Here is a 13,906-nt window from a genome sequence, read left to right on the forward strand (position 1 = left end):
GTTTCAGACCCTTATTTCCATAATCAGATCGCCAATATCCACCTGACGACCCGGTGGAATTGAAATGCGAATAACCTGCCCGGAGACTGGCGCATTGACCACAGTGGTCATCTTCATAGCTTCAAGTATCGCAACAGCCTGTCCGGAAACAACCTCATCGCCAACGTCGACCTTAATTGTAACCTGCCCAGCAAAAGGGGAGGCAATATGACCCGGGTTATTCGGGTCGGCTTTTTCTGCGCGGGAGACCTCGACATTGGCAGATTCATCCCTTACCTGTATGGGGCGCAGTTCACCATTGACTGATAGTACAAGCGATCGTTCACCCTTGCTATCAACTCCGCCGATTGCCTCAAGACGCACAAGGATGCCAACTGATGAAGAAACGGCTATTTTGTACTCAATGCCAAAATCAAGTCCATAGAAAAACTCTTCACTCCTCAAGATTGATAGGTCGCCGTATTCCGCCCTATTTGCTTCAAATGCGCGGTAAGGTTCTGGGAAAAGTAGTTTACTTAGGGTTTGCTGCCGTATTTTGCCCGAGGTGGCAAGATTCTTTGAATCATCACTGCTCAGTGGGTGTTGTTCAATGCTAATTTCTCTTTCGGCCAGTACCCGGTCTCTAAAATCGGGCCAACCAGCTGGAGGAGTGCCCAGTTCGCCGGCTAAAAAAGAAATAACAGAATCCGGGATATCATATTTTTTCGGATTCATTTCAAAATCACCCAAATCGGGATTGACAGAAGCCAAATAAAGCGCCAAATCCCCAACGACCTTGGAGGAGGGGGTAACTTTTGGTATACGCCCAAAGAGTGTGTTGACATAGGCATACATTTCCTCAATAATCTCAAATCGATCAGAAAGTCCTAGTGCAATTGCCTGTTGTTTTAGATTAGAGAGCTGACCTCCGGGAATTTCATGGATGTATACGCGACCTGTTGGGGATAGTAAACCAGATTCAAAAGGAACATACAGCCGGCGCACCGCTTCCCAGTATGGCTCCAATTCATTCACACGACTCAGGGAAAGGCCTGTTTCATGCTCTGTATTATCTGTGGCGGCAACAAGGGACGACATGGAGGGTTGACTGGTTGTGCCAGACATGGGGCCACTGGCAACATCTACCGCATCGACACCCGAATCCGCAGCCGCCAAAAGGGTAGCAAGCTGTCCTCCAGGAGTATCGTGTGTGTGTAAATGAACCGGAAGGGCAAATTCCCTTTTCAGGGCGCTTACGAGAAGTGTCGCAGCGCGAGGGCGCAGGACGCCGGCCATATCTTTTATAGCTAAAATATGCGCACCCGCATCAACAATTTTCTTGGCTATCTCGAGATAATAGTCAATTGTGTACACTGTTTCACGCTTATCAAGGAGGTCACCTGTATAACAGATTGCCACTTCGGCAACGCTGTTCGTCTGTTGTACCGCATCTATAGCTATGCGCATCTGGTCTACATCATTTAGCGCATCAAATATACGGAATATATCAATCCCCAAGTCCGATGCCTCGTCTACAAAAGCGCGAGTAACCTGGTCTGGGTAAGGGGTATATCCAACCGTGTTGCGCCCTCGAAGAAGCATCTGCAGACATATGCTTCCGACCTTTTCACGTATTTTTGAAAGTCTCTCCCATGGATCTTCATACAAAAAACGAAGAGCTACATCATATGTAGCACCACCCCAGACCTCCATAGAAAACAGTTCAGGCAAAGCGGCAGATGTGCACTCAGCGGCGCGGGAGAGATCTATTGTTCTAACCCGGGTTGCCAGGAGGGATTGATGTGCATCACGAAATGTTGTATCAGTTACAGCTAAACCCTTGCGGCATAAAAGCCATTTTGCAAACCCTTGGGGTCCAAGGCGTAAAAGAACATCTCTGCTTCCCTCCACACTTTTCTTGACCTCAGATGAGTCAGGTAAAAAGTTGGCAATTTTGGAACACGGGTCAACAAGCTCTGGGCGATCTCCGTACGGTTTATTTACTGTTACATGTCCCAGGTAAGACACCAACCTATCATGCTTATCAAGCAAAAAAGATTGTTGTAGTAAATATCCATTCTTCTCTATAAATGTTGTGTCAAAATCTGCATTCAGAAAATTACTGCTATCAAGCAATGTGCGTAAGAAGGAGATATTTGTTGCAACGCCACCAACTCTAAACTCGGCAAGACCTCTACGAGCTCTGTTTGTTGCATCCGCAAAGCTATTGCCTCGGCAAGTCATTTTGACAAGCATCGAGTCAAAATAAGGTGTTATCTCTACCCCTGGATTTACAGCACTGGCATCAAGACGAATCCCCGCGCCGCCGGGAGATTGATAAGAGGTTATACGCCCAGTGTCCGGTCTAAAGTTTGCATGGGGATCTTCTGTTGTAATTCTGCATTGCAGTGCAAAACCCCTTCGTTCTATTTTGTCTTGAACAAGTCCAATATCGTCAAGGCTGGCACCGGCGGCAATAAGAATTTGACTCTGAACTATATCAATATCGGTTATTTCTTCGGTAACAGTATGCTCAACCTGAATCCTGGGGTTCATTTCAATGAAGTAATGATTCATCTTTGAGTCAACAAGAAATTCAACTGTGCCTGCATTTTCATACTTCACACTTTTTGCAAATGCAATTGCATCACGATAGAGAGTGGTTCTGAGTAATTCTGGAATATTTGGAGCGGGAGCAATCTCAATAACTTTTTGATGTCGCCTTTGCAGCGAGCAATCCCTCTCAAACAAGTGCACAATGTTACCGAATTTGTCTGCCAAAACCTGAACTTCTATATGACGGGGTTTGTCCAAAGCTGTTTCCAGGAAAACGCGCGGGTCACCAAATGATGCCGCCGCTTCTTGAATCGCACTCTCAAGAGAGTTCTTTAAGGCCGTCCTGTTCTCGACAATGCGCATTCCACGGCCACCACCGCCACTCGCAGCCTTGACAAAAATCGGATATTCAAATAATTCAGCCTCACGGAGTAACTCGTCATAATTGCTACTTGCGGTGCTGGATCTCAGGGTTGGCAAGCCTGCTGCCTGCGCCATATGTTTTGCCAGAACCTTATCCCCTGCACTTTTTAGGACATCCTTTGGTGGGCCTATAAAAGTTATTCCGTTCTTTTCGGCTTCATCGGCAAGGAGATAGCTTTCTGATAAGAATCCATATCCCGGATGAATTGCATCAGAGTTTGACATAAGTGCCACACGAATAATCTCGTGAACATCAAGATAAGCCGCAACAGGGCTGCCAACTTGCCCTATTTGATAGGCTTCATCAGCTTTTAGTCTGTGTAGACTATTACGATCCTCATGGGCATATATCGCAACCGTTTGTATCTGCCGCTCAAATGCGGCTCTGGAGATACGGATCGCTATTTCACCGCGGTTTGCTATGAGAATCTTTTTAAACACTTCTAGATGATATCCTCAAAGCATTCTGGAGTTTTACCAAATCTGTGTTGTTGGATTGTATAAGTGTATGTTGTAAGCATTAGCTCGCTGAAGGGTGGGGTAGGCAAGACGACTGTTTGTCTCGGTCTTGCCTCCTCTGCTTTGCATCGTGGTATAAAAACTCTCGTTGTTGACTGCGATCCTCAGGCAGATGCTTCGACGGGTCTTGGGGTTAGCCTGGGAAGCTGTTCTATAACGGACGTACTCGAAAAGCCGCGCAAAGTGACAGATGCAATTTGCGCGACATCCTGGGCCGGAGCAAAGACGCTTGATGTGTTGGTTGGCTCTCCGTTGTCTGTAAACTACGACACGCCACAGTTAACTGTTGATCAAATCTGGGTGCTTGAAGAAGCTTTGAGTATTGTCGAGACGGAATATGATCTTGTCCTGATTGATTGCAATCCATCACTCGGAGCCCTGACACGCATTGCATGGGCCGCAAGTGACAAAATTGCCATAGTAACAGAACCTGGGTTGTTTGCAATTTCAGCGGTTGACAGAGCACTGCGGGCAATCAACGATCTTCGATACGGCATTTCGCCCAGGTTGCAACCTCTTGGCATTATTGTCAACCGTGTTTACCCAAAGGTGTCTGAGCATCAATTCCGCCTCCGAGAGCTCAAAGATATGTTCGGTGTTTTGGCTTTGAGTCCGTATTTACCAGAGAGAAGTACCGTTCAGCAGGCACAGGGTGCCTGTCTCCCGATACATTCATGGCCTAATGAGCATGCAGAGGATTTTGCTAAGAGGTTCGATCAATTACTTGATAAGACCCTAAAGGGTGCACCTGTCGGTTAGTTATGCAGTACATAACTAAAGCTTATGTAGTTACCTGTGGATATATCTCATAGGCTTGGGTAACTATATCTGTTAGTTCCTTTGGTATTGGTCCATGTCTTCTTATATGTAGGTTATAGAGGAGTTTGCGGATAGGGGGAGAATTGTAACCAAATAGCCAAAGGCAGTAGATAAGAATAACTAATAATAGAAAAACCGTACTCTGAGTGTAAAAGACGGTAGAGAATCCGGGTAAAAAGGTCGAGTTAAGCCAGAGTAAAAAAAACATCACAGGCAGTAAAGCAAGCATAAGTAGGTCACCTTTAGTCCACCGTGTTCCATATCTTGTAACAGTGTCAAGCAGGAGGATTTGTCTGCGTTTGGTTGGGTTTTGGAAAGAGGGGGTTTGTGAGTAATAGGAGTAGCGGAGGAGGAAGGATCGTTTATCACCATAAAACCCACTCGCATATGGAAATAGAATCGCGAAAGACAAAATAGACGAATACAAGAAAAAGGGGAACATGATGCCAGACGATTCATCTATGGTGTAGTAGCGCCGGTCTACGCCAAATAGGAAAAATATAGAAAACAAGAGTATAAACAATAAAAATACTGCCGCAGAAGCGACGCAAAATACAGCTGCATAGACGGCTCTGGGTGGATTATTGTGCTTCCTAACTAATCCTGCCATGAACAGTCTTCTCTTATGTGGTCTTGTAAGGAGAAAGAGATAGGTGAAAAGGGTAAAGACAGGTGGGGTTGACTGTTTGATTGCATCCTCAGTCATTGTTATCTCCTTTGACCTGTTACGGGTTGATTGTAACACGGGGGTTAGATGGGTGTATATCACTGTGGTGTATTAGGTGATATACATGATTGTGTTTGAGTTAGTCTGGGGGAGATTCCTGGGTGGCACGACGGACAGGGTCGACCTTTGCAATCTGGGCCAGACTGCGTTACAGCACTGGTTGCATGCTTGACTGACAGACAGTTAGTGCCACGCCAGTATTCAGGGTAATCTGCAAACCAACTGAAGGGGTCAGGGCACTCGGCAGCATTAGATTGTACTTCTCGTCAATTGCCCAAATGGGATGCTCAGGGTGACCGTTGTTCCTCGAGCTGGCAGTAAATCAGACACCTCAGGTATATCAGAAGTGTACGGATTTCTATGCCATGAGATCCGCCCAGAAAATTCAGCATCAACTATGGAATTTACAATTCTAGTCCCCAGGCCCTTACCGAGACGGGATAGATCTATTCCAACCCCATTATCTGACACAAGCACATGCATAGCATCATCTGTCCGCTGCCCGTAGATAACGAGCTGATCATGTGTGCCAGAAAAGCCGTGCTCTACAGCGTTTGCCACCAATTCCGTCAGGACAAGCATAAGTGGAACAGCATACTTGCTGTCAAGAAAGCCGAACCTCCCTTTTATTCTGAGGTCTATACCATTTTTGTCTAGTTCTGCCAGGCTTATTATTAGCTTGACAAGCTTCGGGAAAAAATCGTCAAAATTTAGATTCTCACTAAGATCCCTTGAAAGAGCATCATGTACTTCAGAAACGCCGAGGATCCTGCGTACCGCATCGGCAAATTCGGCACGGACAATTTCTGAATCACTCCGCCTGGATTGTAAGCGAAGGATTGAAGCAACTGTTTGGAGGCTGTTTTTGATTCTGTGATGAATTTCGCGGATTGTGGCATCGCGGGTCATCAATTGGGTGTGCTGAAACCTCTGAGCGGTTACATCTCTACAAAGGACAATTGCGCCATTTCTTCGATTTCCATCACGGATTGGCACTGACCGGAAAACAACATTTGCTCCACTTACCTGGATCTCAGAAATCCAATCTGCTCTTCCTGAAACAACAAGTGGAAGCGCCTCATCTGTTTTGAAATTATCCTCAACAAGACTCAGAACCAACTTTGATAGATTCTCACCTTCAATCTCATTCAGAATGCCAAGTGTTTTGAAGACCGACACAGCCTTAGGGCTGGCGTGTATAACATCGCCATCCTGATTGAGTCGTATAAGCCCGTCATTGGGCCTTGGAAGGCCAAAGTGAGAACCGATCGGAAAGTCTGATCTGGGAAAATCGCCGCGGGTAAGCATTCCAAACAATTCCTGTGCACATTCCGTGTAAACATACTGAATACTCTGATTAAAATCACTTATAACACCATGGCTTGTCACCACAAAGGGAACTATCTTTTTTTCTCTGCCTAAGTAATTCATTTTTACAGGGGTAACAACAATTTTTACAGGGCCATAGTCTGTGCTTTCAACAAGATCAATCATTTTGCAAGAACTATAGGCTTTCTTCAGGGCACCTGCCCATGTCTCTGGACAGGTTTTTCCGACGAAATCTCTGTGAAATAAGGTAAATACACCCTGAGGTCTTATATGCTCGACTGAAATAAATTGACCATTAGGTTTGTAGAGCCAAAAGATCACATCAGAATTTGCAAGGCCGGCAAGGAGATTACCCTCGTTCAGGATAAGACCTATCCACTCAGCCTCGAGCTTACCTAGCTTGCACTCCTTGGACAAATTATCAGGAAGTGGCATACACCTCAGTGTATCGTGTTGAGGCAGTTGAATATGATCCTTACTGCGTGGGTAAGCAAAGTTGCGCAGATGTTACGTGTGGGGTATAACCTGAGTCACGCCGCGCGCATCATACATCATTAGTACATCGGTTGGGTGTGTCAAGAGCGCTGGCATTTATAGTCACAGCATTAAAGCTTGGTGGTGTCACTTGCCGTCATGTCGCTTGGTACGCATATTGGATATAAGAATGTGACGATACCCTGGGCATAAGCATATTACCGAGCATAGGCATATTATGACCGTGTATGTGTTACCTAACACATGTGCTATTGGTAGTGTTTCATTGCCATTTGGGCCAGGCGTGCTCGGGCCATGCCACACCACTGGTACATACACAGGCCGCTTTGGTGGAAAGTATGTACATAAGATGAGTATGCCACACAGGGCATTGGAGTAGCTGGGTGATAGCTATCTCATAACACAGAGGGTACCGTGACACAGAGGGTACCGCGCATTCTTCGGCGCGTGTTACCGGAAGCGTTCTTTTTCATAGCAAACACGAAAGTCTTGCCAGGGATATATCTAATTGGAGTACTTATACTTCGGAGCACTAAACAACACTTGAGATTGCTGAATCAAGGACACCGATCGCCTCTTCAATCGTTTCTTTATCCATAAAAACATTAGGAAGAAACCTCACAACATTCCCCTCGACGCCGGAGGATAAAAAAATTACGCCAAGCTCCGCAGCACGAGTTATAACACGTGAGACCATTTCCCCAGCGTGGTTTCCCGAAAACTCGGCACCAAACATGGCGCCACGACCTCTTACCTCGGCAATTTGAGGGTGCTTTGACTGAAGATTCAATAAAAGCTCCTTTAGGATGTCACCAAGACGCGAAGCAGAATCCAGAGGTGCATTGTCCTTATATTGCTCAAAAACCTCTAGTGCAGCAGCGCATGACACATGATTTCCTGTGAAAGTACCCCCAAGAGTACCGGGGCGCGCGGCATCAACGATATCACTGCGTCCCGTCACAGCCGAAAGAGGCAGGCCGTTTGCAATACCCTTAGCCGAACACACAATATCTGGTTCAAGTCCGTCCGTCTCTGATGCAAAAAAACAACCCGTTCTGCCAAAACCCGACTGGATCTCGTCAGCGACAAATACAATATCGTTTTCGCGGCACCAATCCTGTAGCGCTGGTAAGAATCCATCAGCCGGGACGATAACCCCACCTTCACCCTGTATCGGCTCGTAGAATAAGCAAGCAATATTCCTTGCGGCAACCCGTGTTTCCAGATATGAAATGGTCCTTGCGGCGGCCTCTTTTCCTGAAAGCCTGTCATGCAACGGGTACGAATTCGGGGCGCTTACTATATTGCTCGCTGTAGGGCCAAAGTCAGATGAATACAGAGAGCCTCTATAAGTCATTGACGAAGTTAGATTAGTCCGACCATGAAATGATCTATCCAAGACAGCAACGGTTGGACGACCTGTGTATGCCCTGGAAATTTTGACAGCATTTTCCACCGCCTCAGCTCCCGAATTCAACAGCAAACTCTTTTTTGGGAAATCACCCGGGGTGTTTTTAGCAAGTAATTTACAAACCTCTACATACGACTCGTAAGGCGTGATAGAAAACAGAGTGTGCCAGACACTATTTATTTGAGCACGCGCGGCATCCACAACGGCGGGATGGCTGTGACCCAGCGTGGTTACACCAATCCCACATCCCATATCTATCAGGTGATTTCCGTCTTCATCAATGAGGATTGAGCCGTGTGACTCCTTGATATATATCGGGAAAGTGGACGACACACCCCTTGCAACAGTGGCCTGCCTCATCCTGTGTAGCCTCTCTGATTCAGGGCCGGGTATCGCGGTTACAAGCTTTATCTTACTCACCTATGAAGCATACAACCTTTTTCTGAAATCTCTCTCTGAGAGGTTTATAACATTTGACATAAGCATTGCACGGGTCATTGGCCCAACCCCACCTACTACGGGTGAGATATAGCTTGCAATATTCTTTGTGAGCGGATGGACGTCGCCGGTTAGTATCATTTTCCCCGAGCTGCTCACTCCTGACTGATTTATTCCAACATCCACAACCACCGCACCGGGTTTTATCCATGATGGTTCGACAATATGCTTGACCCCTGCACAAGCGACCACCACATCGGCAATCCTTGATAAACCCGAAATATTCCTGCTGCGGGAATGGATATTTATAACTGTTGCATTTACCCCTTTTCCTGAAAGTAAAATGCCAAGTGGCCTACCGACGGTTGTTCCCCGTCCTATAACAGCAATTGTTTTTCCCTCAAGGGTTATTCTGTGAGCTTCGAGTAGTTTTACAATACCCGCAGGAGTGCAGGGCACAATACCCTGTTTGCCTGTAACAAGATACCCCAAATTGAGTGGATGTAACCCGTCAGCATCCTTATCGGGATTAATTGCTTCTATGACTTTATTTTGATCTATACTCTCCGGCAGGGGCAGTTGGACTATTATCCCTGATACATCGCTTGATGCGTTTAAAATTTCTACTTTTGATATAAGTTCCTTTTCAGACGTATTTGCAGGAAGCTCAATGAGTGTTGATTGGATTCCTATATTTTTACAATCCCTATGCTTACTGAGCACATATGAGCGTGATGCCGGGTTATTGCCAACCAAGACAGTTGCAAGTTTTGGACAAACCCCATTATTCTCCAGCTCGCAACACGCTCTGTGTAGCCGCTCAAATATACCGGCCGACACTGCGAGTCCATCAAGCACTTTTGCTACCACTGTATTTCAGTGTATCGTGTTGGGATTGTCAAGTTGGCTGAACAGCAAGGCCTACAGATAAAGAGATAATGCTACGGGATAATGCAAGTCTAGGGTGCGCATTTTTATCATCAGTGCATGAGACATGCGAGGCAGAAGCAAAACACTGCAGGTGTGTAAAGAAAATCAGAAGTCAATATTGCCTTAGGCCTTCGTAAACGGGATGTGTCCGAGCTATCCTGAGCGCCCTCTGTTTTTGCTTCGGAAGATCAATCGTGAGCAAAGCATTAGAGATAATATCGGCAACCTCATCGAATTCATCCAGGGAAAGCCCACGTGTTACAAGGGCGGGTGTTCCTATCCTAATACCACTGGTTATTCTTGGTGGCCTTTTGTCATAAGGCATCGAATTCCGATTAACCGTTACACCAACCTCGTGAAGAAGGTTTTGTCCTGTCAGGCCATCCATGTCAGACTTTCTCATGTCAACAAGGACCATATGGACATCAGTTCCTCCTGTCAAAATATCGATACCTCTATCTCGTAGCCTGTAATCCTCCCCTATTCGCTTGGCTACGGTTCGAGCAGCTTCAATAGTAATCCTTTGTCTCTCACGAAATCCTTCTGATGCGGCAACCTTGAAGGCAACTGCCTTTGCTGCGATAACATGCATTAATGGCCCACCTTGCTGCCCCGGAAAAACAGCCGTGTTGATCGCTTTACCAAACTCTTTTTTGGCGAGTATAAAGCCACCTCGGGGGCCGGCAAGGGTTTTGTGTGTAGTACTGGTAACAACATCCGCCCACGGTATGGGGGAAGGATAAAGTCCTGCCGCTACAAGGCCAGCAAAGTGTGCCATATCAACCCACAGCCTGGCACCAACTTCATCAGCTATGCTTCTGAAAGCTTCAAAATCAAGATGACGTACATAGGCTGACCATCCGGCGATAATAACACTGGGCCTATGCCTCAGGGCAAGGTCGCGGACTGAGTCCATATCGATTAAACATGTTTTTGGGTCAAGCCTATAAGTCACGGCCTTGTAGTGTTTACCGGAGAAGCTCAAAGGCATGCCATGGGTTAAATGGCCCCCATGATCCAATTCAAGACCCATAATCGTGCTACCAACTTCTGTAAGGGCCATCAGTGCGGCAGCATTTGCCGTAGATCCAGAGTGTGGCTGGACATTTGCAAACTCAGAACCAAATAGGTCGCGCACGCGACTGATTGCCAGATCCTCAGCAAGGTCAACGCATTCGCATCCCCCATAATAGCGGTTTTGCGGATATCCTTCAGCGTATTTATTAGTTAGAACAGAGCCCTGTGCCTGCAGAATTGCGCGTGGAACAAAATTTTCACTCGCGATCATCTCCAGAAAATCCCTCTGTCGCCTGAGTTCGAGATCAAGCACTTCGGCGATTTGTGGATCAACAGAATCCAAAGAATCGATGAAAAGATTCTGATACACCCCGTGATTCACCTTGCAAGTTTATTACATCCGCTATGAAGTTACACACATGTTTTGTGAGCTTTTGTAATAAGTGATCAAGCCTCAGGGCTGTGACATCCACCAGACAACGCTGTGGCCGTATTGTTTTTGTTCGGTTACCTTTAGAGCATCTCCGACAGGTGGTGTGCCATTTGCCCGATCAGTCTCGAGTATTACAACTGTATCCTCGTTAATCCAATGCAAGAGATGAATAAACACCTCTTCCAATTTGTGTGGTGGATAGTCATACGGAGGGTCCAAAAACACCAAACTTGCGCGGGTAGTGTGCTGCAGAGATGATTTGAGAAATGTGGTGACATTTGCTTTGTGTACATGTATTTGTGCATGCTCACAAAATGCCTTGACACGATCGGCGTTTTTCTTGCAAGCCTTGAAGGCTTTTGCGGATTTGTCAATTAAGTGTAAAACGCGTGCGCCACGGCTTACGGCTTCTAAACCAAGGGCACCAGTTCCAGCGAAGCAATCAATAACAACCGCGTCTTCAAGCAGCATTCTTGCCTGAAGGCTTGACATAAGTGACTCTCGCACCCTCTCGGTTGTAGGGCGTATTCCACGGGTTGGCGCCTCAAGCTTAATCGATTTTGCAAACCCCGCAATAATTCTCATTACGGTAGTTCAGTGTATCGTGCTGGGCCAGTTGGAAACTGTAGTTAGGTAAACCAAGTTGTGCAGATGTTACATGTTATGTATAACCCGGTAAATGTGTACGTCATCCTTAGTGCATTGGGTATTGTTACCTACACATCAGTGATGCTGTGGTACTGATCTGTGTCACAGTGTAATTCACAGCACAGTGTTATCCATGGCACAGTATTATCCATGACACAGCGTCAGCATCTGTGTTAGGTTATGGGATGCGTATGGCAAGGGTGAGAGTATAAGTAAAAGATGTACTGTATGGCTTGTATGTAAGGGTTACAGGTGGCACACCGGGGGTTACAGGTTGTGTGGGTGACGGGTAACCTGTAACTCGCCATGCGTTACAGGTTACCCTGTTACTACAGTCCATGTCCGTTGGGTAGATGATGATGAGTTTTTATAGACAGTAATAGTTAGTGTGACAGTACAGTGTGACAGTGCCCCCGCGTTGGGTTTGTATGGCCTGGTTTGGGTTACCCCCCCATAACTCCATGTGTTACAGGTTGAGGGGGTTGGGCTAACGATGTATCAGAAAGAGGTGAAAAGCATCCAGCAAATCTGACATCTTCAAGTGCCCAGCCGAGACTGGAGGGGGCTATTCTTTCGTGTATTCGCTGTACTGGCCCCAGTCCATCAATTCTGGAATATTTTCACACTCAGCTTTGAAAAGCCACACAGAGGAATCTGAGTTCAATAATCCGGGGGACGAAATAACATCCTCATTAACTGCTATAACCCTTCCGGAAACAGGCGAGTATATTTCGCTGACGGATTTAGTTGACTCAATTTCCCCAACACACTCACCCTGAACTATAAGAGCATCTTGCGATGGAAGGTCAATGTAGACAATATCGCCAAGTTTTTTCACGGCATATTTTGTAATACCAACCCAGGCAATATCATCATCGATAAAAACCCACTCATGTTCCTTGCTGTAGACCAGGTCACTTTCATCGAACACTCTGCCTCCAAAAATCCCGCCGTCTCTAAATTACACTCGAACTAGTACTTTACCTTCAACGTCTATAAAACGGCATGGGAACAACTTTACATGGCGTCATGGAGCCTCTAATATCAATATAAAGTTGCGCACTGCGCGCTTTAGCTTTAACATAAGCCATAGCGATTGAGCAGCCCAAGGTTGGAGAGAAACATCCACTTGTAACAGTCCCAACGGGGATATTAGAGCTGCTGTAAATGGTATATCCCTCACGGGCAGCACGGCGCCCGTCGATAGATAAGCCAACGAGTAAGGGAAAATCACCTGAATGATTTATTCTGTCACAACCGATACACGGAGGCGAAATAAATCTCTCGAGTCCTGCCTGCACTGGATTTAAATCCGCCCGAAGTTCGTGGCCGTACAAAGGCATACCCGCCTCTATTCGAAGGGTATTGCGAGCAGCGAGTCCGCAAGGAGTCGCACCTCGCTCTATGAGGGCTCGCCAAATAGATACCACGCTATCGTTTGGGGTAAAGATTTCAAAGCCATCTTCCCCTGTGTATCCCGTTCGGGCAACAATTGAACAACTTAATTTCTCGGAACGATCCGTTCCGCCGTGTGGATAACACCGGTGGGAGAAATAGCGTAAATTACCGGATTCATGAAATAGATCTCTTATTAGACTCTCAGATTCCGGGCCCTGCACAGCTACAAGAGATATCGAATCAGTCTCATCCTTGATATCTGATGTATGCACTCTATCTCGCAAGAGAGAAAACACCTTCTTGCGATTTATCCCATTTGCAACAACCATGTAATTTTTATCATCAATTCGGTAGACAATCAGATCATCCTCTATGCCGCCCTGTTCATTCAAAATAAGCGTGTATTTTGCGCGCCCACAAGTCATATCAGAGAAGTGCCCTGTGAGAGCAATATCCAATTCCAGGCCTGCGTTCACACCTGAAACAAATATTTCTGCCATATGTGACAGATCAAATATTCCACAACCCTGGCGAACAGCAGTGTGTTCCGCAATATCAGACTTGTACCGCACTGGCAACTTATAGCCCGCGAAACAGGTGAAAATCGCGCCAAGCGCTTTATGCTCGTTATCAAGCGGAGATACCCTAGTCATGGCCATCCTTGACTAGGGTACTACATGTCTGTTGAACTCCTGAAAGATACGGATAGACTGGGGTGCAAGTGTGAGACTGAAGAGTATCGTGAGATTGAAGAGTAAGAATTAACCATTAAGAAAAATTAAGC

The 13,906-nt window shown here is 46.3% G+C and carries 10 protein-coding genes; 1 reads left to right on the plus strand and 9 read right to left on the minus strand.

Annotated features, from left to right (window positions below):
* Positions 1 to 3 precede the first annotated feature (3 nt).
* Positions 4 to 3,399, minus strand: a complete 3,396-nt coding sequence (locus TWT_RS03595) for a pyruvate carboxylase (RefSeq protein WP_011102696.1) — start codon at positions 3,397 to 3,399, stop codon at positions 4 to 6.
* Positions 3,400 to 3,462: 63 nt separating this feature from the next.
* Here TWT_RS03595 and TWT_RS03600 point away from each other — a divergent pair, with 63 nt between their 5' ends.
* Entirely contained in the window at positions 3,463 to 4,236 is a 774-nt protein-coding gene (locus tag TWT_RS03600) for a ParA family protein (protein WP_011096589.1), read from the plus strand.
* Positions 4,237 to 4,258: 22 nt separating this feature from the next.
* Here the strand turns inward: TWT_RS03600 and TWT_RS03605 are convergent, their stop codons facing one another.
* From TWT_RS03605 to gcvT, 8 genes are all read right to left on the minus strand, one after another.
* Positions 4,259 to 5,002, minus strand: a complete 744-nt coding sequence (locus TWT_RS03605; RefSeq protein ID WP_044143945.1) for a hypothetical protein — start codon at positions 5,000 to 5,002, stop codon at positions 4,259 to 4,261.
* A gap of 270 nt (positions 5,003 to 5,272) precedes the next feature.
* Entirely contained in the window at positions 5,273 to 6,787 is a 1,515-nt protein-coding gene (locus TWT_RS03610; RefSeq protein ID WP_011102697.1) for a histidine kinase N-terminal domain-containing protein, read from the minus strand.
* A gap of 592 nt (positions 6,788 to 7,379) precedes the next feature.
* Positions 7,380 to 8,678: an aminotransferase class III-fold pyridoxal phosphate-dependent enzyme gene (locus TWT_RS03615; RefSeq protein ID WP_011102698.1), complete on the minus strand. Its 1,299-nt coding sequence runs from the start codon at positions 8,676 to 8,678 to the stop codon at positions 7,380 to 7,382.
* Positions 8,679 to 9,566 (minus strand): bifunctional 5,10-methylenetetrahydrofolate dehydrogenase/5,10-methenyltetrahydrofolate cyclohydrolase, encoded by an 888-nt coding sequence (locus tag TWT_RS03620; RefSeq protein ID WP_011102699.1) that lies wholly within the window; start codon positions 9,564 to 9,566, stop codon positions 8,679 to 8,681.
* A gap of 172 nt (positions 9,567 to 9,738) precedes the next feature.
* Positions 9,739 to 11,025: a serine hydroxymethyltransferase gene (gene glyA, locus TWT_RS03625; RefSeq protein WP_011102700.1), complete on the minus strand. Its 1,287-nt coding sequence runs from the start codon at positions 11,023 to 11,025 to the stop codon at positions 9,739 to 9,741.
* 72 nt (positions 11,026 to 11,097) lie between these two features.
* Positions 11,098 to 11,661 carry a 16S rRNA (guanine(966)-N(2))-methyltransferase RsmD gene (gene rsmD, locus TWT_RS03630; RefSeq protein ID WP_011096595.1) on the minus strand — a complete coding sequence of 188 codons (564 nt, stop codon included), beginning with the start codon at positions 11,659 to 11,661 and terminating at the stop codon, positions 11,098 to 11,100.
* A 628-nt stretch (positions 11,662 to 12,289) separates the two neighbouring features.
* Entirely contained in the window at positions 12,290 to 12,655 is a 366-nt protein-coding gene (locus tag TWT_RS03635; protein WP_011096596.1) for a glycine cleavage system protein H, read from the minus strand.
* A gap of 55 nt (positions 12,656 to 12,710) precedes the next feature.
* Entirely contained in the window at positions 12,711 to 13,775 is a 1,065-nt protein-coding gene (gcvT, locus tag TWT_RS03640) for a glycine cleavage system aminomethyltransferase GcvT (RefSeq protein WP_237696839.1), read from the minus strand.
* Positions 13,776 to 13,906: the final 131 nt, after the last annotated feature.

The organism is Tropheryma whipplei str. Twist (assembly GCF_000007485.1).
Taxonomy (GTDB): domain Bacteria; phylum Actinomycetota; class Actinomycetes; order Actinomycetales; family Microbacteriaceae; genus Tropheryma; species Tropheryma whipplei.

What these genes read in the sequence shown, in the direction of transcription:
- TWT_RS03605 (WP_044143945.1), bottom strand. Translation starts at nt 5,002, where the DNA reads ATGACTGAGGATGCAATCAAACAGTCAACCCCACCTGTCTTTACCCTT.
- TWT_RS03610 (WP_011102697.1), bottom strand. Translation starts at nt 6,787, where the DNA reads ATGCCACTTCCTGATAATTTGTCCAAGGAGTGCAAGCTAGGTAAGCTC.
- rsmD (WP_011096595.1), bottom strand. Translation starts at nt 11,661, where the DNA reads ATGAGAATTATTGCGGGGTTTGCAAAATCGATTAAGCTTGAGGCGCCA.
- gcvT (WP_237696839.1), bottom strand. Translation starts at nt 13,775, where the DNA reads ATGACTAGGGTATCTCCGCTTGATAACGAGCATAAAGCGCTTGGCGCG.